Source organism: Pseudomonas sp. Pseusp97, from assembly GCF_047304025.1.
Lineage (GTDB): Bacteria > Pseudomonadota > Gammaproteobacteria > Pseudomonadales > Pseudomonadaceae > Pseudomonas.
Window position 1 is genome coordinate 1 of the sequence record NZ_JBGLYK010000081.1, and the last position, 22,759, is coordinate 22,759.

The 22,759-nt window shown below is 67.1% G+C and carries 18 protein-coding genes and 1 riboswitch; of the genes, 4 read left to right on the plus strand and 14 right to left on the minus strand.

From position 1 onward, the window contains the following. Positions 1-213: 213 nt before the first annotated feature. Positions 214-1,425 (minus strand): phosphoserine phosphatase SerB, encoded by a 1,212-nt coding sequence (gene serB, locus ACCC94_RS15170; RefSeq protein WP_413350326.1) that lies wholly within the window; start codon positions 1,423-1,425, stop codon positions 214-216. Positions 1,426-1,648: 223 nt separating this feature from the next. On the opposite strand from serB, the gene ACCC94_RS15175 reads away from it, so the two are divergent. Together ACCC94_RS15175 and ACCC94_RS15180 are read left to right on the plus strand one after the other, a co-directional pair. Next, positions 1,649-3,214: an AhpA/YtjB family protein gene (locus ACCC94_RS15175; RefSeq protein ID WP_413350327.1), complete on the plus strand. Its 1,566-nt coding sequence runs from the start codon at positions 1,649-1,651 to the stop codon at positions 3,212-3,214. Positions 3,215-3,263: 49 nt separating this feature from the next. Continuing rightward, positions 3,264-3,815, plus strand: a complete 552-nt coding sequence (locus tag ACCC94_RS15180; protein WP_413350328.1) for a metal-dependent hydrolase — start codon at positions 3,264-3,266, stop codon at positions 3,813-3,815. A gap of 1 nt (position 3,816) precedes the next feature. Here ACCC94_RS15180 and ACCC94_RS15185 read toward each other — a convergent pair whose 3' ends face one another. From ACCC94_RS15185 to ACCC94_RS15235, 11 genes are all read right to left on the minus strand, one after another. Beyond that, positions 3,817-5,055, minus strand: a complete 1,239-nt coding sequence (locus ACCC94_RS15185; protein ID WP_413350329.1) for a calcineurin — start codon at positions 5,053-5,055, stop codon at positions 3,817-3,819. Beyond that, entirely contained in the window at positions 5,052-6,611 is a 1,560-nt protein-coding gene (locus ACCC94_RS15190) for an ArnT family glycosyltransferase (RefSeq protein ID WP_413350341.1), read from the minus strand. Before ACCC94_RS15190 ends, ACCC94_RS15185 begins: the two co-directional genes overlap by 4 nt. 246 nt (positions 6,612-6,857) lie before the next feature. Continuing rightward, complete coding sequence (locus tag ACCC94_RS15195; RefSeq protein ID WP_413350330.1) at positions 6,858-7,580, minus strand: membrane integrity-associated transporter subunit PqiC; 723 nt, start codon at positions 7,578-7,580, stop codon at positions 6,858-6,860. 150 nt (positions 7,581-7,730) lie between these two features. Further along, positions 7,731-9,995, minus strand: a complete 2,265-nt coding sequence (gene parC / locus ACCC94_RS15200; RefSeq protein ID WP_413350331.1) for a DNA topoisomerase IV subunit A — start codon at positions 9,993-9,995, stop codon at positions 7,731-7,733. Between the two features lie 7 nt (positions 9,996-10,002). Next, a complete protein-coding gene (locus ACCC94_RS15205) occupies positions 10,003-10,527 on the minus strand; it encodes a TIGR02281 family clan AA aspartic protease (protein WP_413350332.1) in 525 nt (174 codons plus the stop codon). Beyond that, entirely contained in the window at positions 10,524-11,576 is a 1,053-nt protein-coding gene (locus ACCC94_RS15210; RefSeq protein WP_413350333.1) for an esterase-like activity of phytase family protein, read from the minus strand. The genes ACCC94_RS15205 and ACCC94_RS15210 overlap by 4 nt, the downstream gene beginning before the upstream one ends. After that, a complete protein-coding gene (gene parE, locus ACCC94_RS15215; protein WP_413350334.1) occupies positions 11,576-13,471 on the minus strand; it encodes a DNA topoisomerase IV subunit B in 1,896 nt (631 codons plus the stop codon). The genes ACCC94_RS15210 and parE overlap by 1 nt, the downstream gene beginning before the upstream one ends. A gap of 11 nt (positions 13,472-13,482) precedes the next feature. Further along, complete coding sequence (locus ACCC94_RS15220) at positions 13,483-14,112, minus strand: YqiA/YcfP family alpha/beta fold hydrolase (RefSeq protein ID WP_413350335.1); 630 nt, start codon at positions 14,110-14,112, stop codon at positions 13,483-13,485. Positions 14,113-14,187: 75 nt separating this feature from the next. Further along, positions 14,188-14,997 (minus strand): 3',5'-cyclic-AMP phosphodiesterase, encoded by an 810-nt coding sequence (gene cpdA / locus ACCC94_RS15225; RefSeq protein WP_413350336.1) that lies wholly within the window; start codon positions 14,995-14,997, stop codon positions 14,188-14,190. 170 nt (positions 14,998-15,167) lie between these two features. Further along, entirely contained in the window at positions 15,168-15,626 is a 459-nt protein-coding gene (locus tag ACCC94_RS15230; RefSeq protein ID WP_017520422.1) for a DUF1249 domain-containing protein, read from the minus strand. After that, positions 15,617-16,234 carry an NUDIX domain-containing protein gene (locus ACCC94_RS15235; RefSeq protein ID WP_253445930.1) on the minus strand — a complete coding sequence of 206 codons (618 nt, stop codon included), beginning with the start codon at positions 16,232-16,234 and terminating at the stop codon, positions 15,617-15,619. Before ACCC94_RS15235 ends, ACCC94_RS15230 begins: the two co-directional genes overlap by 10 nt. A gap of 215 nt (positions 16,235-16,449) precedes the next feature. Here ACCC94_RS15235 and ACCC94_RS15240 point away from each other — a divergent pair, with 215 nt between their 5' ends. Next, positions 16,450-17,202 (plus strand): RsiV family protein, encoded by a 753-nt coding sequence (locus ACCC94_RS15240; protein ID WP_413350337.1) that lies wholly within the window; start codon positions 16,450-16,452, stop codon positions 17,200-17,202. A 147-nt stretch (positions 17,203-17,349) separates the two neighbouring features. Here the strand turns inward: ACCC94_RS15240 and cytX are convergent, their stop codons facing one another. Next, the gene (gene cytX, locus ACCC94_RS15245; RefSeq protein WP_413350338.1) at positions 17,350-18,636 is read right to left on the minus strand and encodes a putative hydroxymethylpyrimidine transporter CytX; all 1,287 of its coding nucleotides are present in this window, start codon (positions 18,634-18,636) and stop codon (positions 17,350-17,352) included. Positions 18,637-18,794: 158 nt separating this feature from the next. After that, a complete protein-coding gene (gene thiC / locus ACCC94_RS15250) occupies positions 18,795-20,675 on the minus strand; it encodes a phosphomethylpyrimidine synthase ThiC (RefSeq protein ID WP_413350339.1) in 1,881 nt (626 codons plus the stop codon). A gap of 111 nt (positions 20,676-20,786) precedes the next feature. Beyond that, positions 20,787-20,894: riboswitch (TPP riboswitch) on the minus strand. Positions 20,895-21,065: 171 nt separating this feature from the next. On the opposite strand from thiC, the gene ACCC94_RS15255 reads away from it, so the two are divergent. Then, positions 21,066-22,520, plus strand: a complete 1,455-nt coding sequence (locus tag ACCC94_RS15255; RefSeq protein ID WP_413350340.1) for a TolC family outer membrane protein — start codon at positions 21,066-21,068, stop codon at positions 22,518-22,520. Positions 22,521-22,759: the final 239 nt, after the last annotated feature.

Below are 22,759 nucleotides of genomic sequence, written 5' to 3' on the forward strand. Positions count from 1 at the left end.
CCCCGCCCCCCCCCCCCCCGCCCCCCCCCCCGCCCCCCCAACACATTCCCCCCCCCCCCCCCACCCCCCCCCCTGCCCCCCCCCCCGCCCCCCCAACCCCCCCCCCCGGGGGCCTCCCCCCCCCAACCCCCGCTCCTACGAAGAGCCAGCCTGCTGACATGAAAAAGCCGCCCCAAGGGACGGCTTTTTCATGTCAGCAGCGAACAACGCTCGTCAGGCCCCTTCGCGGTCCCGGAAGCCGAGCAGATACAGGATGCCGTCAAGCCCCAGGGTGGAGATCGCCTGCTTGGCCGACTGCTTGACCAACGGCTTGGCGCGGAAAGCCACGCCCAGCCCGGCCAGCCCCAGCATCGGCAAGTCGTTGGCGCCGTCGCCCACGGCAATCGTCTGCTCCAGCTGCAGACCTTCCTTCGCCGCCAGTTCGCGCAGCAGGTCGGCCTTGCGCTGAGCGTCGACGATGGGCTCGATGGCCACGCCGGTCAGCTTGCCGTCGACGATCTGCAGTTCGTTGGCGAACACGTAGTCGATGCCCAGCTTCGCCTGCAGCTGCTTGGCGAAGTAACTGAAGCCGCCGGAGAGGATGGCAGTCTTGTAGCCCAGGCGCTTGAGTTCGGCGAACAGGGTTTCGGCGCCTTCGGTGAGGCGCAGCGAGGCGCCGATCTCTTCCAGCACGTCCTCGGACAGGCCCTGAAGCAATGCCAGGCGTTCCTTGAAGCTGGCGCGGAAATCCAGCTCGCCACGCATGGCGCGCTCGGTGATCTCGGAGACCTGCTCGCCGACGCCGGCCGCCTTGGCCAGTTCGTCGATCACTTCGGCCTCGATCAGCGTCGAGTCCATGTCGAACACCGCCAGGCGCCGGTTGCGGCGGAACACCGAGTCCTGCTGGAAGGCGATGTCGACGTTCAGCTCCTGGGCAACGCTGAGGAATTCGGCGCGCAGCGCCGCCGGATCGGCAGGCTCACCGCGCACGGAGAACTCGATGCAGCCCTTGCCCTGGTCAGCCGGCGTATCCAGCGGCATGCGCCCGGACAGGCGGTCGATCTGATCGATGTTCAGGCCGTACTTGGCAGTGATCGAACTGACCCGCTGCAGCTGCTCGGCGGTCACCCGGCGAGTCAGCAGGGTCACGATGTGGCGGGGCTTGCCCTGGCCACCGACCCACTGCCGGTAATCGTCTTCGGACACCGGTGTGAAGCGCACCTGCTGGTCGAGCTTGTAGGCCGTGAACAACACGTCCTTGAGCACCGACGAGGCCCGCTCGGTGCCCGGGATCTCCACCAGGATGCCAAAGGACAGGGTGTCGTGGATCACCGCCTGGCCGATGTCGAGGATGTTCACGCCACCCTGCGCCAGGACGCCGGTAATGGCCGCGGTGAGGCCGGGGCGGTCTTCCCCGGTGATGTTGATCAGGACGATCTCGCGCAAGGCGCTGTCTCCGCCATGGAAAAAAGGCCGACATTCTACCTGCTTTCCATGCGCGCGGATGCTCCGCTCGCCCGCCCGGCAGGCGCCGCCGCCGATCGGAATGCACGCAGGATCACCGCGGCACGCCGACTTTCGCCGCCTTGACAGCGCCCGCGGCGCTTTGCCCCCCGGTGGGGCCTCGTTATACTGCCCGGCATCTGCCCTAGAGAAGACCGAGCCCGCTGTGACCCGGCCCACCTCCGTCAAGCCCGACAATTTCTTCCTGCTGCTCTTCCACGCCCTGCGCCAGCGCCGCGTGCCGATTGCCCTGCGCATCGCCATCCACGGCCTGTTGCTGGTGGCCGCCGCCCTGGTGATCTACGCCTGGGTGATGGGCATGCAGTTCAAGCAGGCCATGCAGCAGCAGGCCGACGCCCTCGGCCAGAGCCTGACGACGCAGACCGCGCAGTCTGCCACCGAGCTGCTGGTGTCCAACGACCTCCTCAGCCTCAATGTGCTGCTCAACAACCTGACGAAGAACCCGCTGGTCGCCCACGCGGCCATCTACAGCGTGGACAACCGCATCCTCGCGGAGTCCGGCACGCGGCCCAAGCAGGGCCTGCTGGGCGACGCCGAAGGGCTGTACTCCACGCCCATCACCTTCCAGGAAGTGATCGCCGGCCACCTGCGCATCAGCCTCGACATGCACCAGTTCGAGCAGCCGATGACCGTCAGCCTGCAGAGCATGGGGCTGATCAGCCTGATCCTGCTGCTGCTCACCCTGACCTTCGGCCTGCGCCTGGGTCGGCAGATTTCCACACCGTTGCTGCAGCTCCGTGTCTGGCTGCGCGACCCGGACGATCCCGCTCCGGGCGCCGGGCTGCAGAACGAGATCGGCGACCTCGCCCGCCAGCTGCAAGCACGCCTGGTGCCGGAAAAGCCGCCAGCCCCGGAGCCGGTGGTCAGCGCTGCGGCGCCGCGCCCGAAAGCACCGGCCAAGGCGGGCAAGTCCGCCGCCAGGGAGCCGTCGCTGGAAGCGGCAGATGGCACTGACGAGCACGAATTCGACGAAAACATCTTCTCCGACGAAGAACTGCTCGCCCCTGCTGCGCGCCGCAAGCCCGACGCGGACGAGGACTTCCCCGAGGAAGAGTTCGAGTCAGCGGTGGAAGCGAAAGCCGAAGACGAAATCGGCGTCGAAGAAGAGCCCGAAGCCGAACCGCAGCCCGTTTCCGCCGGCCCCAGCGCCGTGCTGGCCGTGCAACTGGGCGCCCAGGAACAGCTGCGCCGCCTGCCGCGCGCGCGCCTGGTCGACCTGCTGCAGCGCTACCGCGACTGCCTGGAGCAGGCCGCGCGCCTGTACAAGGGCACGCTCTACACCCTCAGCGATGGCGGCAGCCTGATCCTTTTCCACAGCCGCGACCAGGACGAGGAGTTCCTCACCAACGCGCTGTGCTGCGGCGAGCTGATGCGCGCCCTGGGCCATGCCTTGCAGATCGAAGTGGCCGACAGCGGCATCACCCTGCAACTGCAATTGGGCCTGGTGCTGGGTGAAGACATCGCCGACCTGGAGCAGGTCGATCTGCTGCAGGACTCCGCCGCCCAGGACGCCCTGGCGCTCAGCCAGCACAGCCGCAACCTGTTGCTGGTGGAGAAATCCATTGGCGACGACGAGCAGGTCCGCGAGCGGGCACGTATCCGCCCCATCGCCAGCCCGGAAAACGCCTGCTGCGTGGAATGGCTGAAGGAACCCTACCCGTCCATGCTGGAGCGCCAGCTCTCGCGCATGCGCGCCCTGCGCACCACCTGACCCCCGATAGAAGAGAGGGGGCCGCCCGGCCACTCGTGGAACGGATTCCATGACTACCCTGATCACCCATCCCCTGCCCGCGCTCGCCGTGGGCCTGGCTCTCGGCTCGCGTTTCATTCCGCCGCGCCTGCTGCTGGCGGGCATGCTTGCCGCGTGCCTGCCCGACCTCGACGTGGTCGCCTTCAAGCTGGGCATCGCCTACCACGATGCATTCGGCCATCGCGGCTTCAGCCATTCCTTGCTGTTCGCGGCGTGCATGGGCGTGCTCGGGGCGCTTTGCTGCCGCCTGCCGGGCAGCGGGCCATTGAAAGCCGGCCTGTGGATCGGCCTGGCGACCGCTTCCCACAGCGCACTGGATGCAATGACCGACGGCGGATTGGGCGTGGCCTGGTTCTGGCCGTGGAGCGACCAGCGCTACTTCCTGCCACTGCACCCCATCGAGGTCTCGCCCATCGGCCTGTCGCGCTTCCTCAGCCCGCGTGGACTGGAGGTTTTGCTCTCCGAGGCGCGCTGGGTCTGGCTGCCCTGCCTCGCCCTGGCACTGCTCGGCATTGGCGCGCGCCGCCTGCTCTGGCGCAGCGACTCACGCCGCGACGACTGACTCAGCGCTTGCCGAGCTGCGCCTGGAGCTGGTCCAGCAACGAAGCCTGCCCGCCCTGTTGCGGCAACTGGGCGCTATAGCCCTGGAAACTGCCGAACCGCGCCTGGTAGTCCAGTTCGACCTGGAAGCGGTTGTCCCAGCCCGGCGAATCCTCCGGCATCAGTTGGTCGCAATCGCGCAGCGCCTGGGGCGACTCGCAGGGCCTGTAGGCCTGCGGGTAGACCTGGCGCTTCCACAGCACCCAGGGCGACAGGGCCAACCCGGCAATGCGGTTGCGCCGCAGATCCAGCTCGAGCAGCTGCAGCAGGCCGTTGCCGCCCAGGTACTGGTGCTGGTAGTCGACCATCACCATGTCCACGCTGTGCCCCAGGTCGTTGAGCATCCGCGTGTGCACGGCGCCGTCGGCGTGGGCGTTGAGGGTGAGGAAAATCTGGTCGTTGCGACGGATCAGGCGATCCCAGAGCAACTCGCCGCTGGCGTTGTCCTCGCGGGACAACTCCGCAATGCCGCTGGGATTGCGCCGCAGGATGCTGTGGGAAGCGAGGATGACAGGCACGTGCGGGTGCTGGTCGAGGACGCTCTGCGCCCAGACCAGGGTGGCGTCCGAGGGATTCCAATCCAGCGCCAGCAGCAGGAACGACTGACCGTAGCGCTGGAACAGATGCACCTGGCTCAGACCCTTGGGATCGCTGCCCACGTAGGTGCTCTGCCACGCGGCGCGCTCGGGACCGAAGTGATCGGAGAAGCGATCGAGGAAGGAGCGACGATCATCCGTGCTGGCCTCCTCGTGCACGTCGCGCTCACCCGTGGCGATGCTGTATGGCACGCCGCGCTCCTCCAGCGTACGCATGGCGCCGCTGGCGGTCTGCCACTGGGTGGCGACGCCGGCGTTTTCCACCACATCGCCCAGGTGCACCACCAACGGAACCTGCAACACCTCGGCGTGCTTGGCCAGCCAGAAGGTCTGCGCGAAGAAGGCCAGCGCCGGTTGGTACGGCAGGTCGGGGAAGCGCTGCTCGCTGCGGAACAGGTGGCGCTTGCGGTGGTTGTTCTCGGCGTAGAACTGGGTGTCCGGCAGCAAGGGCAACACGAAGCTGCCGCCACCGGAAACGATCTGCAGCGGAGGAAGCGGGTGCTGGCGGAAGAACGCCTGGTCCCGCTCGACCACATCCTGGGTATCGGAATCGCCGCAGCCGCCCAGCAGCAGGCAGCAGGCCAGCAGGGAAGTCAGTGCTTTCATAACGGGTTGGAGCCCACTCCGGGGAGGCGCAGCAGGCGGTAGGTGTCATTGTCGAAACGGCCTTCGAACAGCTGCTGCGAAGCCGCCGGGAGGGCGGCGGCGATACGCTCCGCATCGCGCGCCTGGATCATCAGGTAGAACGGCCCGCTCTGCGCTGCGACCTGTTCCGGACGGTCGAGGAACAGCGGCTGCAGGTCGCGGTCGAGGTTGACCATCAGCTTGATCGCCCGCGCATCCGGCGCCATGCCGTACAACGCGAGGGACGCAGGCTGCGCGTCGAGCTGGCGGGCCAGCTCGCGGGAGAACGCCTGGCTGTCATACAGGCGATGCTCAACCGGCTCGAAGACCAGGATATAGCTGGCCCACAGCGCCAGCGCAGCACCGAGCGCCAGTGCCGCCGGACGCCGCCAGCGCAACGCCCCGAAAGCCAGCAGCGCGGCGAGCGCAACAATGCAGGCCGGCAGGCGCCAGCCCAGCGCGGCGAGCTCCTGCGGGTAACGCTTCCAGGCCAACCACAGGCCGGCCAGCAGCAACCCGGGCAGGATCAGCCACAGCACGCGCAGCAAGCCGCGCAGCACCTGCGCCAACCGACTGCCCGCGACCATGAAGGGGTAGCCCGCGACGATGGCCGCCAGCGGTGCCAGCGCGATGATGTAACGGGCCTTCTTCGCTTGCGGCACCGACAGGCCGGCCATGACCACCAGCGCCGCCAGGGCGCAGCCCGCTACCAGGCGGAAAGCAGGCTCGCGGCGCCGCTGCCAGAGCAGCGCAATCGCCGGCAGCGCCAGCGGGAACGCCAGCGCGTAATTGCCCAGCGAACTGCGGAAGTAGTACAGCGCATCGCTGGAACCGGCAGAGCCGTCCAGGCGGCCGATCACCTGCATGCGCAGGACGTCCTGGACGAAAACCTCGCCGCCAGCAGCGCGCGCCAGCGCGATCAGCGCGAGCACGCAGAGGATGAGCAACCCCAGCGCGCTGGCAGAAAAGGCGAACAGGGGTTTCCAGCGGCGATCCAGCAGCAACTGGCTGCAGACCATTCCAGCCGGCACTACCAGCCCAAGCGGGCCGCGCAGGGCAAAGCCCGCCAGCAACAGCGGCAGCAGCCGCAGCAACAGGCCCGGCACGCCATGTCGATGGGCGTGGAAAGCGACGTAGAAGGCCAGCAGCCCCACCGCAGCAACCATCAGATCCAGGGAAACCGCGCGCGTCTCGCTGACGAAGGTAGCGGTCAGCAGCAGCATCGCCACGCTGATCAGCGCCCAGGTGCGCGAGAAAGGCGCGACCAGCCGATAGACCACGCCGGTGCAGATCGCCCCGGCCAGTGCAGTGGGCAGCCAGGCGGTCAGTTCGGTGACCCTTCCCAGAGGCAGCGACAGCAGGTAGGTCAGGAAGGTCGAGGACGCCGGGTAGTCCGGATAGGGCGCGCCATAGGTGGTCGGGAACCAGCCCGGGCCATGGCGCAGCATCTCGCGGGCAAAGAGGACGAAGCGCGAGTCGAAGCCGACGAAGGCATCGCCCTGCACACCGAGCAGGAACAGCAGCAGGGCCGCCAGCATCACGCAAAGCGTCTGACGACTCAGGGCGGAATCCGCCTGAACACCGGGAATGGGGGGGAGTGAAGACACGCGCGAGTCTCTCGCAGGGTCCGCCCGGAAACGTCCGGACGCCAATAGCCTGCACAAGCGCCTGTAGATACCACGGAGGCCGTCAAGAAGATGTCAAAACTGGCCACGACCGATGTAAAACGGCCCGCAAAGCCATGCCTTGCGGGCCGCGAAGGAATCGGTAGATCGCCGAGGCGCTTAGAAGCGGTAAACCTCGACATCGGTGCGGATCGGCACCACCAGCGGAATTTTCGGGCCTTCTTCCTTGGGCTTGGCAACCTGCTCGGTGTTCGCCACCGTCGGTTTGCGCGGCGGAGCGGCCTGCTGCTCGGCAACCGCCGCGGCGACCGGTCGCACGTCACGGGCCAACTGCACGGAGAGCTTGCGCAGCAGGTCGCCCTGGGCGCGCACCTGATCCTGCACGCTGCCCGAATGCGCCTCTTCCTCGCGGAAGACGCGGCTGTCGCGCAGTTCGCCCTTCTGGTCGAGCAGACGCCAACGGGCCTCCAGCACCGCCGGCTCCTTCGGGCCGGAGTCCAGGCGGCTGATGGTCAGCATGACCTGCACCTGCGGGGTGAAACCGGGCTTTTCCGGGAACAGGGCCAGGCGGGTGCTGTCCAGCTCACCGGAGAGCAGGCGCATCAGCTGCTGGCTGACGTTGGTTTCCAGGTTGCCGGCCCAGCGGGCCTCGGTCGACAGGTTGAGGATACCGTCGGCCTGACGCTGGACCATGGTCTCGCGCTTCAGGTAGTCGGCCAGGGACACCGGACCGAGCAGGACTGCGACACCGTTGTCACGGGTCGGAACAGGAACCGCGCCGGCATCCAGCTGGTACAGCTGGGTCGGTCGATTCACTGTGCATCCCGTCAGCCCGAGAAGGCTGACGAGGGAAAGAAAGGCCAAGACGCGCCTTGCGCTCATCTGGATCACCGTCATTCGCCGAATTTCGGCGCTACTTCCAACAAGTTCACTATAACTTCAGGCAACGCGCCAAGGCGCCGGTAGCCAAAGGGACGTATCATCCCTTAACCGGCGCCTCAGCTCCAGAGGCAGAATGTATCGAACCGCGTTTCAATCCTGAGACAGCGATTCTACCAGCAAGGCATCCACTCGCTGGAAACCGCGCGGCAGTTTATTGCCCCGGCGGCCCCTTTCGCCCTTGTAGTGCTCCAGGTCGTCACCCTTGAGGGAGAGCGTGCGCTTGCCTGCCTGCAGTACCAGGGTCGCGCCCGACGGCAGAACCGCCAGGTCGGTCAGGTACTCTTCGCGGCTCGCGACACGGTCGCCCGGCACGCTGATGATCTTGTTGCCCTTGCCCTTGGCCAGCTGCGGAAGGTCGGAGACCTTGAACAACAGCAGGCGGCCTTCGGTAGTGACTGCGGCGATCCAGTCCTGTTCCAAATCATCTACCGGCCGCGGCGCCATGACCTGCGCGCCGTTGGGCAGACTGAGCAGCGCCTTGCCGGCCTTGTTCTTGGCCTGCATGTCCTCGCCCTTGGCGACGAAGCCATAACCGGCATCCGAGGCCAGTACATACAGGGCATTATCCTCCGGCAGCAGCACGCGATCGAAGGACGCGCCCGGCGGTGGCGTCAGGCGCCCGGTGAGCGGCTCGCCCTGGCCGCGCGCGGAGGGCAGGCTGTGGGCGGCCAGCGAGTAGCTGCGCCCCGTGGAGTCGATGAATACCGCGTACTGGTTCGAGCGTCCCGGAGCGGACGCCTTGAAGCCATCGCCAGCCTTGTACGACAGGCCGGTGGCATCGATGTCGTGGCCCTTGGCGCAGCGCACCCAGCCTTTCTCCGACAGCACCACGGTCACCGGCTCGGTCGGCATCAGCTCGGTTTCCGACAGGGCGCGCGCCTCGGCACGGGCAACGATGGGCGAGCGGCGGTCGTCGCCGTAGGTCTCGGCGTCGGCGAGCAGCTCGTCGCGCACCAGCTTGCGCAGCTTGGCGTTGGAACCCAGGATCGCCAGCAGTTTGGCGCGCTCCTTGGCCAGCTCATCCTGCTCGCCGCGGATCTTCATCTCTTCCAGGCGCGCCAGCTGACGCAGGCGGGTATCGAGGATGTAGTCGGCCTGCAGCTCGGAGAGCTCGAAGCGCTGCATCAGGACCGGCTTGGGCTGGTCCTCGGTGCGGATGATGTGGATGACTTCGTCGAGGTTGAGGAAGGCAACCAGCAAGCCTTCCAACAGGTGCAGGCGGCGCTCGACCTTGTCCAGGCGGAACTGCAGGCGGCGGCGCACGGTGTCGGTGCGGTAGGTCAGCCACTCGCTGAGCACCTGGCGCAGGTCCTTGACCTGGGGTTTGCCGTCCAGGCCGATGACGTTCATGTTCACCCGGTACGAGCTTTCCAGGTCGGTGGTGGCGAACAGGTGGGTCATCAGCTCTTCGGCATCTACGCGGTTGGAGCGCGGGATGATGACGATGCGGGTCGGGTTCTCGTGGTCCGACTCGTCGCGCAGGTCGGCCACCATCGGCAGCTTCTTGGCCTGCATTTGCCCGGCGATCTGCTCCAGCACCTTGGCCCCGGAAACCTGGTGCGGCAGCGCGGTGACCACGATGTCGCCGTCCTCGACGCGGTACACGGCGCGCATGCGCACCGAGCCACGGCCGGTTTCGTAGATCTTCTGCAGGTCGGCGCGCGGGGTGATGATTTCCGCCTCGGTGGGGAAGTCCGGGCCCGGGACATGTTCGATCAGGTCGGCGACGGTCGCTTGCGGCTCATCCAGCAGGCGGATGCAGGCGGCGGCCACCTCGCGCAGGTTGTGCGGCGGAATGTCGGTGGCCATGCCCACGGCGATGCCGGTGGTGCCGTTGAGCAACAGGTTGGGCAGCCGCGCGGGCAGCACGGCCGGCTCGTCCATCGTTCCGTCGAAGTTCGGCACCCAGTCCGCGGTGCCCTGGCCCAGCTCGGACAGCAGGGTCTCGGCGTAGCGCGACAGGCGCGCTTCGGTGTAACGCATGGCGGCGAAGGACTTGGGATCGTCCGGCGCGCCCCAGTTGCCCTGGCCGTCCACCAGCGGGTAGCGGTAGGAGAACGGCTGGGCCATCAGCACCATGGCTTCGTAGCAGGCCGAGTCGCCGTGGGGATGGTACTTACCCAGCACATCGCCGACGGTACGCGCCGACTTCTTGTGCTTGGCGTCGGCATCCAGGCCCAGTTCGCTCATGGCGTAGACGATGCGCCGCTGTACGGGCTTGAGGCCGTCGCCGATGTGCGGCAGGGCGCGGTCCATGATCACGTACATGGAATAGTTCAGGTAAGCCTGTTCGGTGAAGTCGGCCAGTGACCGACGCTCCACGCCCTCCAGACTCAGATCGAGGGTTTCGCTCATGCGTGCCTCACGGTGTAGATCGCTGGCGCAGCACCAGGGTGCCGTCCTGCTGGGTGAAATCCAGTTGTCTGAGTGCGCTCATGCCGAGCAGCACCTCGTCGCCTTCCATGCCCGGCGCGATCAGCGCCGGCACATCGGTGAGGCGGATGTCGCCAAGCTGCAGGCTGGGCAGGCGCGTGCGCCAGCCCTGGCTGCGGCCGTTGGCGGTGTCCAGGGTCACCGGCAAGCCGCGCGGCAGGCCGAGGCGGTCGGCCAGGCGCTGCGGCAGGGCCACCTGGGTGGCGCCGGTGTCGAGCATGAAGGTCACCGTCTCGCCGCCGATCCGGCCGTCCACCACGTAGTGGCCGGCGCGATTGCCGATCAGCCGCACTTCCACGTAGCCGTCGCCGCGGGTCGACTGCGGCTGCGGATTGGGGTTGTGCTGACGGTTCTCCCAGGCGCCGAAATAGCGGGTGGCCAGCAGGATGCCCGCGCCCCAGGCGAGGAACATCATGATCCTGCCGATCCGCTTGCCCGGCACCGCGTCGTTCATTTGCCACCGAGCCAGCCGCCGGCCGGCGCCGCGAAGCGCAGCACATAGGGGCGGCTGTCGCCGTCGGCGCGGGCGTGCTCGCCGTTGTCCAGGCCGATCCAGGCGCCCTGTTCATCGAGGATCAGCGCTTCGGCCACGCCGTAGGGCAGGTCGTAGCGCCGCTCCGGGGCCAGCGCGCCGGCGGCGAAGGACCAGCACAGCTCCTGCGCGCCGGTCTTCGCATCGCGGCGGCAGATCTGGTGCGCCAGGCGCTCCAGGGTGAACAGCTTGTCCTTGTACAGCGCCAGGTCGGAGAAATCGATCGGCAACGCACGCTCGGCGCCCAGCTCCGGTGGCGGCAGCGCGGTGCCGCCTTCGCTGAGCATCACGCAGTTGCCCTCGCACTTCCAGGTGCCGTTCTCGTTGTGCACCTTGAGCAGGCCGCGGCGCTGACGCTCGGCGGCCAGCCACAGCTGCTTGCCGTCGGCGCTGATGGCGATGCCTTCGTAGAGCGCATTGAACTCCATCAGCAGACCGCTGGCGCGCGCCTGGCGCAGCAGATTCTGCGGCAACGGCAGCCAGCTCGGCTCGCCGACGGCGGGCAGCAGCAGGACGGCGGCATAGCCCTCGCTGACCACATAGCGGTTGCCCGCCTGGTCGCAGCTGATGCCTTCGAAATCCATGGCGCCACCGCGCAGCAGGCCGCCGATGCTGACCCGCGCGCGGGTGCCCCAGGACAGGCCGCTTTCCGGCGTGCCCGGCACCACGAACGGCTCGGCGGTCGCCTGCCAGGTCTTGCCCGGCGTCTCGTCGATCAGCAGGCGGTAGATGCGGTCGTCGTCGCGGTCGGACACCGCCCACATCTCGTTGCCGCACAGCGCCAGTCCGGAAAGGTTGCCGCTGGGCATGCCCTCCACCGGGTGTTCCGCGATGAACTGCAGCGACGCCGGCGCCGTGGGCGCAGCGACCGCGGCGGCAGCCTTCGGCACCTGCTCGGGCCTGATCACGGGCCTTTGCGCCGGCCTCGCCGTCGCCGCCCAGTCGCCCGAGCAGGCCAGCAACCAGCGCATCAGGCGATGTCCGCCAGGTTGCCCTTGGTTTCCAGCCAGGACTTGCGGTCGCCGGCGCGCTTCTTGGCCAGCAGCATGTCCATGATCTCCACGGTGCCCTCGGCGTCTTCCAGCGTCAGCTGGACCAGCCGGCGGGTGTTCGGGTCCATGGTGGTCTCGCGCAGCTGCGGCGGGTTCATCTCGCCCAGGCCCTTGAATCGGGTGACCTGCGGCTTGCCACGGCGCTTCTCGGCGGCCAGGCGGTCGAGGATGCCGTCGCGCTCGGCTTCGTCCAGGGCATAGAAGACGTCCTTGCCCAGGTCGATACGGAACAGCGGCGGCATGGCGACGTAGACGTGGCCGGCTTCCACCAGCGGGCGGAAGTGGCGGACGAACAATGCGCACAGCAGGGTGGCGATGTGCAGGCCGTCGGAGTCGGCGTCGGCGAGGATGCAGATCTTGCCGTAGCGCAGCTGGGTCAGGTCGGCCGCGCCCGGATCGACGCCGATGGCCACGGCGATATCGTGGACTTCCTGGCTGGCCAGCACCTCGCCGCCGTCCACTTCCCAGGTGTTCAGGATCTTCCCGCGCAGCGGCATGATCGCCTGGAATTCCTTGTCGCGCGCCTGCTTGGCCGAGCCGCCGGCGGAGTCGCCCTCCACTAGGAACAGTTCGGCGCGCATCGGATCCTGCCCCGCGCAGTCGGCCAGCTTGCCGGGCAATGCCGGGCCCTGGGTGATCTTCTTGCGCTCGACCTTCTTGCCCGCCTTGAGGCGGCGGCCGGCGTTGCTGATGGCCAGCTCGGCCAGTTGCAGGCCCAGCTCGGGGTGGGCGTTGAGCCACAGGCTGAAGGCATCCTTGACCACGCCGGAGACGAACGCGGCGGCCTCGCGGGACGACAGGCGCTCCTTGGTCTGGCCGGAGAACTGCGGCTCCTGCATCTTCATCGAGAGGACGAAGGCGATGCGCTCCCAGACGTCTTCCGGGGCCAGCTTCACACCGCGCGGCAGCAGGTTGCGGAACTCGCAGAACTCGCGCATGGCATCCAGCAGGCCCTGGCGCAGGCCGTTGACGTGGGTGCCGCCCTGGGCGGTGGGGATCAGGTTGACGTAGCTTTCCTGCAGCGACTCACCACCCTCGGGCAGCCACAGCAGGGCCCAGTCCACCGCTTCCTTGTTGCCGGCCAGCGCGCCGCAGAACGGCTCGTCGGGCAGGCGGATGTTCTCGGCGACCGAGTCCACCAGGTAGGAACGCAGGCCGTCCTCGTAGTGCCACTCGATGCGCTCGCCGCTGGACTTGTCCTCGAAGGTCACCAGCAGGCCCGGGCAGAGCACGGCCTTGGCCTTGAGCACGTGCTTGAGGCGGCTGACGGAGAACTTGTGCGAGTCGAAGTACTTGGCGTCCGGCCAGAAGTGCACGCTGGTACCGGTATTGCGCTTGCCGACAGTGCCGATCACTTCCAGGTCGCTGGACTTGAAGCCGTCGGCGAAGGTCATGCGGTATTCGTTGCCGTCGCGCTTGACCCGCACCTCGACCGTGGTCGACAGCGCGTTCACCACCGAGATGCCGACGCCGTGCAGGCCGCCGGAGAACTGGTAGTTCTTGTTGGAGAACTTGCCGCCGGCATGCAGCTTGGTGAGGATCAGTTCGACGCCGGGCACGCCCTCTTCGGGGTGGATGTCCACCGGCATGCCGCGACCGTCGTCGATCACTTCCAGCGAGTTGTCCTCGTGGAGGATCACCTGCACGCTCTTGGCGTGGCCGGCGAGGGCTTCGTCGACGCTGTTGTCGATGACTTCCTGGGCCAGGTGGTTGGGGCGGGTGGTGTCGGTGTACATGCCCGGGCGCTTGCGCACCGGGTCGAGGCCGGAGAGAACCTCGATGGCGTCTGCGTTATAGGCGTTCTGCTGGGCCATGGGGTTCCTGCTTAATCAGTCGAAGAGGTGATGGCTTCAAATTCGGAAAAATCCACGTCGCGCCACTGGCTGGACGGCACGCCGGCAAAGGCCAGCAGCGCCGGCAGATGGCTGACGAAGCGCTGGAAGCCGTGGTCGCCGCCGGACTCGATGCGCAGCGCAGCAGCCCGGTAGTAACGCTCGGCGGCGCGGTAGTCGAGGGTTTCGTCGGCGGTCTGCAGCCACACCTGGTAGCGCGAACCGTCGATGGGCGCGGGAACTTCCAGCTCCGCCAGCGCGGCGACGTGATCCAGGGTCAGTTCCCAGGTCTCGCCGCTGTAGTAATTGGTCTGCGGGCCGAGCTGGCCGTCGAACAGCCGGTGCGGCGCCACGGCCGGGTTGATCAGCACGGCCTTCAGGCCATGGCGCTCGGCCAGGTATGTCGAGTAGTAGCCGCCCAGGGAGCTGCCGATCAGCAACGGCTGGCCCAGTTCGGCGACGGCGGATTCCAGCTGCGCCATGGCCTGGCGCGGATGGTGATGCAGCGCGGGCACGCGCACCTGGTCGGCCAGGCCCAGGCGCTCCATGGCAGCCGTGAACTGGCGCGCCTTCTGCGAGCCGGGGGAACTGTTGAATCCGTGGATATAGAGGAATGCGGTCATGGGCCGGGAGGCTACAAGCTGCAAGTGGCATGCCGCAAGTGGGTCAGCGTCGCAAGGCGTTCGAAGCGTGACCGATCAATAACCCTTGATGCTGTAGTCGACCTCGAAGGCGATATCGGTCACCCGCGATACGCCGGTCTCGACTCCCCCATCGGGCAGCAGGCGCAACCAGCGGTAGCCGGGCGCGGGGCTGTCGACGCAGAAGTCCTCGCTGCCCGGCGTGAACTGCACGCAGGTGGAGGGCGAGGCCAGCAGGCGCACGTCGCCGCGCATGCGGTCGATCTCCTGGTGCACATGCCCCCAGAGCAGGCAGCGTACGTTCGGGTAGCGGTCGAGCACGGCGAACAGCCGTTCCGGGTTGTAGATGCCGATGCGGTCCATCCACTGGCTGCCGATGGGCACCGGGTGGTGATGGAAGCTGATCAGCAGGTGCTTGTCCGGCGCGGCCTGGATGGCGCGTTCGAGCAACTGGATCTGTTCGACGCTCATCTGCCCCGGCACCGCGCCAGGAATGGTGGAGTCCAGCAGGATCACCCGCCAGGCGCCCAGGTCGATCACCGGGTCGAGCAGGTCGGTACCGGCGGCGACTTCGCGCATGGGCTGCATTTCGTCGTGATTGCCGGGAAACCAGCGAATCGGCGCGGTGATCGGCGCGGTGATGGCGCGAAAGCGCTGGTACGACTCCACCGAGCCGTCCTGAGAGAGATCGCCGGTTGCCAGCACTAGGTCGATCGCCGGTTGCTCGTCACCCACCAGGCGCACGACCTGCGTCAGGCTGTCGGCGGTGTCCATGCCCAGCAGCCGGCCGTTCTCCTGCGCGAACAGGTGGCTATCGGAAAGCTGGACGACCAGGACGGAATCGGAAGCGCTGGACTGGGTGGGCAATGCGCCTTCTCCTGTGAGGCGGGCGTGCGGGAATTCGTGACGAAGTATGGTGACAGGCGCCCCCCTGAGCAAACCGGGAAAGCGTCACAGATCACAGTTAGGGACACGAGTCTGCGATGGGCGGGCAGGATAGCATGGCGCAATCATGCCGCATGGCCATCATGGCGATTTCAGCGTTGCAGCACCGGTTCCAGCTCGTGGCCGCAGGACAGGCAGTGGCTCAGCCATTCGCCGAGGAACTGGTTGAGCTGGTTCTTCTCGTCGGGCTGGTGCATCGCCTGGTTCGGGTAGGGGTAGATCGCCAGCAGGCGGCGCGCCTGCTCCGCGCCGACCACTTCGGCCATGCGCGCGTCGTGGTAGACCCGCACTTCCAGCCGGGGCGCCGGCAGCCAGGGCAGGCCCAGCTCCTGGCGCACCTGCAGCACGGTGGTGTAGGGGCAGGCTTCGATCACGTCCAGCGCCAGCACGCCGAGCAGCCGCTCGCCTTCGCTGAGCGCCACGCGGCGCGAGACCTGGGCCTCGCGCATTTCCGGCAACAGGCGCATCAGGCGCAAGTAGTTCGCCTCGCAGGTCGCCTGCAACCCCGCCAGGTCGACGCGATAGCGCTCGCGCAGCAGATTCACACCCATAACCCCCTTACCTCGGCGCGATTGAGCGCCAGCCATTGCAGGGCGAGCATGCTCGCCGCGTTGTTGATGCGGCCGTCACGCACGGCCTGCAGTGCTTCCTCGAACGGCATGACGTGGACGCGGATGTCCTCGCCTTCCTCTTCGAGCCCGTGGATGCCCGAGGCGTTGCTGCTGTCGCAGCGGCCGACGAACAGGTGGACCAGTTCGTTGCTGCCGCCGGGCGATGGCAGGTACTGCGCGATCGGCCAGAGCGCGCCGAGGGTCAGGCCGGCTTCTTCCACCGCTTCGCGGCGGGCGACTTCCTCGGGTTCCTCGTCCTTGTCGATCAGCCCGGCCACCAGCTCCATGAGCCAGGGATTGACCCCGGCGTCCATGGCGCCGATGCGGAACTGCTCGATCAGCACGACTTCATCGCGCTGCGGATCGTAGGGCAGCACACACACGGCATCGTGGCGGACGAACAGCTCGCGCTTGAGCACCGGGCCCATGCCGCCGGCGAACTGGCGGTGGCGCAGGTGCAGCCGGTCGACCTTGTAGAAGCCCTTGAAGCACTGTTCGCGCTTCTGGATCTCGATGTCCTGGGGGCCTGGCTTGAAGGTTTCCGACATCCTGTTCTACTCACTGTACGTTGAACTTCGCGCCATCCTATCGCGCCGCCGAGGGTGGCGCAGCCTCTTTTGCCAGCAGGCGAATGGCCAGACTGGCTGTGACCGTCGCACGCAGCCGTGGTTCGCAAAGTGGTTCATAATCTCCCGCCGAACCGGCAGCGCCGATGGCGGTCGAACCACTCCATTGCCGGCGAACGTCCACGACAAGGAATCCCATGCGACTTCTGAAACTAGCAGCCCTGTGCGGCATCAGCCTGTCACTGGGGGCATGCCAGGGTCTGTTCAAGCCCGCGCTCGACGAACCGCTGCCCGCGCAACACACCGCCTTCGAACATGCCAGGCCGGGTTGCCAGGGTGACCAATGCCCGCTGTTCAACCTCGACACCGTAAGCTTCGACGACGAGCCGGCGCTCAACGAAGCGATCAACACGCAACTGCTGCAACTGGCCCGCGAGGGCGACGGTGCGCCCCCGGCGAGCCTGGACGTCTACGAGAAACGCTTCCTCGATTCGGCCCAGCCCGGCTGGAGCAGCTACCTGCAGGCCAAGATCCGCGAACAGCATGACGGTCTGGTGATTATCGAGCTGTCCAGCTATCGCTTCACCGGCGGCGAGTACGGCCAGCCCGGCCGCGCGTTCATCAATTATGATCGACGCATCCACAAGGTGCTCGCCCTGCAGGACATTCTCCTGCCCGGCCAGGAGGACAACTTCTGGAAGGTGGCGCGCATGGCGCACCAGGCGTGGATCCTGCAGAACAAGCTGGACGAGCAGGACCCGAATTTCTCGAAGGACTGGCCGTTCCAGCCCACCGAGCATTTCGCGCTGACCTACGGTGCGCTGACGCTCAAGTACGACATCGACCGCATCGCCCCGCATTCGGTCGGGCACCCGGAGCTGAAGATTCCGTATCCGCGCCTGAATGGCATCGTGAAGACCTACTACTTCCCGGGGCGCGGCGCACAGTAGGCAGGGATCGCAGCGGCCGGCAGCCAATCGCGGACGGAGTCCGCGATCAGCCGACCGGCGTTGGGCGGGTTCGCGAGCAAGCTCGCTCCTACAAGAGCCGTTGCACCGGCTTCAAGCCTGTAGGAGCGAGCTTGCTCCCGAACCGCATCACGCCGAAGCCGGCACCTTCGCCCCAATCCGCCCCAGCAGCAGTTGCAGCACTGCCGCCACCGCCAGCGCCGGCAGGGTCGCGCCCAGCTCCGGCTGGTAGTTCGCCAGCAGGTGATACACCACCACACCACCGCCCCAGGCGAGCAGCGAGCCCCAGCGCAGGCCGTGGGCAATCGCGGTCGGCGCGCGGCGGCGGAGGACGAAGTGGTCGACCAGCACCACGCCGAACAGCGGGGCAAACACCGAGCCGATCAGCAGCAGGAAGTTCTGGTACTGCGCCAGCGGCGCGAACCAGGCGATCAGGGTGCAGATCACGCCGATGGCCAGGGCCAGTCGCTCGACCGTCAGCGGCAGCAGGATGCCGCTGGAAACCGCTGCCGAGTGGATATCGGCGAAGGCCTTCTCCGACTCGTCGAGCAGGATCAGCAGCAGCGGGATGCCCATGCCGGCACCAGCCAGTGCCAGCAGCAGCGCATTGGCGTCGCTGCCCTGGGCGAACGCCAGGGTGTACGCCACGCCCAGGCCCATCAGCCAGAAGCAGCCGATGAAGAAGCCCAGCGCCGCGCCGGCGAAGGTGTGCCCGGCGCGCTTGCCGAAGCGCGAGTAGTCTGCGATCAGCGGCAGCCAGGACAGCGGCATGGCGATGGCAATGTCGAAGCCCACGGCGAAGGACAGCGAACCGTCGCCGGCCTTGGCCCAGAGTGCGGCCAGGTCGGCGCGCCTGAACAGGTCGAAGCTCAGCCAGATGCAAGCGGCGAGCAACAGCCAGATGCCCCAGCGACGCAGCACGCGGCGCACGAAGGCGAGCGGGCCGGCAACCGCCAGCAGGGTCGCCAGCGCGCCGAATAGCAAAGTCCAGAGCGCCGGGTTGGTCCACAGGCTGCCTTCGCCGAAGGCGCGGCTCGCCAGCAGGCTGGCGGCGTCGCGCATGACGATGATCTCGAAGGCGCCCCAACCGATCAGCTGCAGCAGGTTCAGCAGCGCCGGCAGCGCGGCGCCGTGGCTGCCCAGGCTGAGCTTGAGCGAGGCCATCGCGGACAGCCCCGTGTCGGTGCCGATCACCCCGGCGCTGGCGAGCAGCAGCACGCCGACCAGGGTGCCGAGCAGGATTGCGCCGAGCGCACCGGCCAGGCCCAGGCCCGGCGCCAGCAGCGCGCCGGTCTGCAGCACCATCAGGCCGATGCCCAGGGAGAACCACAGGGAAAATACGTCGCGCAGGCCGAGCACGCGCTGGGCGCTGCCCACGGCAGAAGTCGGTGAATAGTCGATGGTGGTAGTGGTCACGATGGGTGCAGGGCTCAATTGTTGGGTTGTTTTTTGTTTTTCGTAGGAGCGAGCTTGCTCGCGAACCTTGCTCGCCGGCGACTCCGTTGCTGAGCGGTTCGCGAGCAAGCTCGCTCCTACAGGTTTGCCAGCCCTCGCGATGAGAGCGAGCACATGCATCACACCTGCTTGTAGATCACCGAACCCTCGTCCTTGAAGCGCGCGGCCTGCTCCTGGAAGCCGGCCTCGATGGCTTTCTGCTCATCGGTGAGGCCGTTCTCCTTGGCGTAGTCGCGGACCTCCTGGGTGATCTTCATGGAGCAGAACTTCGGCCCGCACATGGAGCAGAAGTGCGCGACCTTGGCCGAGTCCTTGGGCAGGGTCTCGTCATGGAAGGCCCGCGCGGTGTCCGGGTCCAGCCCCAGGTTGAACTGGTCTTCCCAGCGGAACTCGAAGCGCGCCTTGGACAGTGCGTTGTCGCGGATCTGCGCGCCGGGGTGGCCCTTGGCGAGGTCGGCGGCGTGCGCGGCGATCTTGTAGGTGATGATGCCGGTCTTCACATCATCCTTGTTCGGCAGGCCCAGGTGCTCCTTGGGCGTCACGTAGCAGAGCATGGCGCAGCCGAACCAGCCGATCATCGCCGCGCCGATACCCGAGGTGATGTGGTCGTAGCCCGGCGCGATGTCGGTGGTCAGCGGGCCGAGGGTGTAGAACGGCGCCTCGTCGCAGCACTCCAGCTGCTTGTCCATGTTTTCCTTGATCAGGTGCATCGGCACGTGGCCAGGGCCTTCGATCAGCACCTGGACGTCATGCTTCCAGGCGATGCGGGTCAGCTCGCCGAGGGTCTCCAGCTCGCCGAACTGCGCGGCGTCGTTGGCGTCGGCTACCGAGCCCGGACGCAGGCCGTCGCCCAGCGAGAAGCTGACGTCGTAGGCCTTCATGATTTCGCAGATTTCTTCGAAGTGGGTGTAGAGGAAATTCTCCTGGTGATGGGCCAGGCACCACTTGGCCATGATCGAGCCGCCGCGGGAGACGATGCCGGTGACGCGCTTGGCGGTCAGTGGCACGTAGCGCAGCAGCACGCCGGCGTGGATGGTGAAGTAGTCCACGCCCTGCTCGGCCTGTTCGATCAGGGTGTCGCGGAAGATTTCCCAGGTCAGGTCCTCGGCGACGCCGCCCACCTTCTCCAGCGCCTGGTAGATCGGCACGGTGCCGATGGGCACCGGGCTGTTGCGCAGGATCCACTCGCGGGTCTCGTGGATGTGCTTGCCGGTGGACAGGTCCATCACCGTGTCGGCGCCCCAGCGGATGCCCCAGGTGAGCTTCTCCACTTCTTCCTCGATGGAGGAACCCAGCGCGCTGTTGCCGATGTTGCCGTTGATCTTCACCAGGAAGTTGCGGCCGATGATCATCGGTTCCAGTTCGGTGTGGTTGATGTTCGCCGGGATGATCGCGCGGCCGCGGGCCACTTCCTCGCGGACGAACTCGGGGGTGATTTCCTTCGGAATGCTCGCGCCGAAGCTCTGGCCCGGATGCTGGGCGTCGAGCAGGCCGGCGGCGCGGGCCTCCTGCAGCTTCATGTTCTCGCGGATGGCGATGTATTCCATCTCCGGCGTGATGATGCCCTGGCGCGCGTAGTGCATCTGCGTGACGTTCTTCCCGGCCTTGGCGCGGCGCGGGGTGCGTACGTGGGCGAAGCGAAGGGCGTCGAGGCCGGCGTCGGCCAGGCGCGACCGGCCGAATTCGGAAGTCAGGCCGGGGAGGATTTCGCTGTCGCCGCGCTCGTCGATCCAGCGCGAACGCACGTCCGGCAGACCCTTGCGCAGGTCGATGCGCACATCCGGGTCGGTGTAGGGGCCGGAGGTGTCATAGACCATCACCGGGGCATTCTTCTCACCACCAAAGGCGGTGGGTGTGTCGGCGAGCGAAATCTCCCGCACGGGAACGCGGATGTCCGGGCGCGAGCCGGTCAGGTAGACCTTCTTCGAATTCGGAAAGGGCTGGGTCGACTGGCGGTCCAGCTGTTCAAGGCGGGTGACGTTGTTTTTCTGGGTGCTCATCCTGGCTCTCCTGGGGTGATTGCCGGGGAGAACCTGGGACGAGAGGAGCTGCTTGCCGCAGCGAAGGGACGCACCCCGGAAGGGGCTGGGGCCGGGGCGGAATGCGCCGCGGGGTGCGTACTTCTTGTTCCCTACGCGGGTGCTAACCCGATCAGGTTCAACGGGATCCGGAACTATCCGATCTCAGCCCCTCGCAATGGGGCACCCCGACAAGAACGCCCGCAGTCTAATCAAGTGCGCGCGGATTAGCCAACGCCGTCCGGCCGAAACGCGCAATTGCTTACACGCAACTACACTCCTGCCTCGGAAGGCTCGTACGAACGTGCCTTGACCGCCACCGGCGGCAACCGTAGCCTTGCTCCACCTCGCATCACTTTCCAGGATGAACGAATGCTGCGCAGACTCTCTCTGGCTGTCGCTGTAGCCGCAACGACAGGCTTTGCCTGGGCTGCCCAGCCCGCTCCGGCCGCCCCCACGCTGCCCACCAAGACGGACCTTATCAGCGTCTATAAAGATGCCGTCGACAACAACGCCGACCTCGCCGCCGCCCAGGCCGATTACCTGGCGCGCAAGGAGGCCGTGCCCCAGGCGCGCTCCGGCCTGCTGCCGCAGATCAACGCCGGCGCCAGCACCGGGTCGACCCGCACCGCCCTGGACGAGCCCAGCGCCACGCTGAACCGCAACACCCAGCTGGTGCAGGCGAGCCTGAGCCAGCCGCTGTTCCGTGCCGACCGCTGGTTCCAGCTCAAGGCCGCGGAAAACACCACCGAACAGGCCCAGCTGGAATTCTCCGCGACCCAGCAGCAGCTGATCCTGCAGACTGCCCAGAGCTACTTCGGCGTGCTCCGCGCCCAGGACAACCTGGCCGCCAGCAAGGCCGAGGAAGCGGCGTTCAAGCGCCAGCTCGACCAGTCCAACGAACGCTTCGACGTCGGCCTCTCCGACAAGACCGACGTGCTCGAGTCCCAGGCCAGCTACGACACCGCGCGGGCCAACCGCCTGGTGGCCGAGCAGCAGGTGGACGACGCCTTCCAGGCGCTGGTGACCCTGACCAACCGCGAGTACAGCTCCCTCGAGGGCATCCTTCACTCGCTGCCGGTCGTGGCGCCGGTGCCCAACGATGCCAAGGCCTGGGTGGATACCTCGGTGCAGCAGAACCTGCGTCTGCAGGCCAGCAACTATGCGGTCGACGCCGCCGAAGAAACGCTGCGCCAGCGCAAGGCCGGCCACCTGCCGACCGTCGATGCCGTGGCCCAATACCAGAAGGGCGACAACGATGCCCTGGGCTTCGCCAACACCGGCCAGCCGGGCGAGCCGCACTACGGCAAGTACGTCGACCAGACCAGCATCGGCCTGCAGCTCAACGTGCCGATCTACAGCGGCGGGCTGACCAGCTCGCAGGTCCGCGAGGCCTACCAGCGCCTGAACCAGAGCGAGCAGCTGCGCGAAAGCCAGCGTCGCCAGGTGGTGCAGGACGCCCGCAACCAGCACCGCGCGGTGAACACCGACGTGGAACAGGTGAAGGCGCGGCGCCAGGCGATCATCTCCAACCAGAGCTCGCTGGAAGCCACCGAGATCGGTTACCAGGTGGGTACCCGCAACATCGTCGACGTACTGGACGCCCAGCGTTCGCTGTACAACTCGGTGCGCGACTACAACAACACCCGCTACGACTACATCCTCGACAACCTGAGCCTCAAGCAGACCGCCGGCACCCTCGCGCCGAGCGACCTGGAGGCACTGGGCGCCTACCTGAAGCCGGACTACAACCCGGACAAGGACTTCCTGCCGCCGGACCTGGCCAAGGCCGCCGAGGCGCAGCTCAAGTCCAAGCCCCAGTACTGAGCCCACCCCATGAAAAAGCCCCGCGATGCGGGGCTTTTTCATTGGCCCCCTTCACCGCCAATGACAGCGCGCACGTCGCTCTGGCTCTGGCTCTGGCTCTGGCTCTGGCTCTGGCTCTTCAAAGACTTCCAGAGAAACACCCGCGCACTCCGAACGGCCCCTTTCAGGAGGCCTCGTTGAAGCGGAGTTTCAGGGGTTGAGCGACATGGATGTCGCGAGAGCGTTGTCGGGCCAGGGAT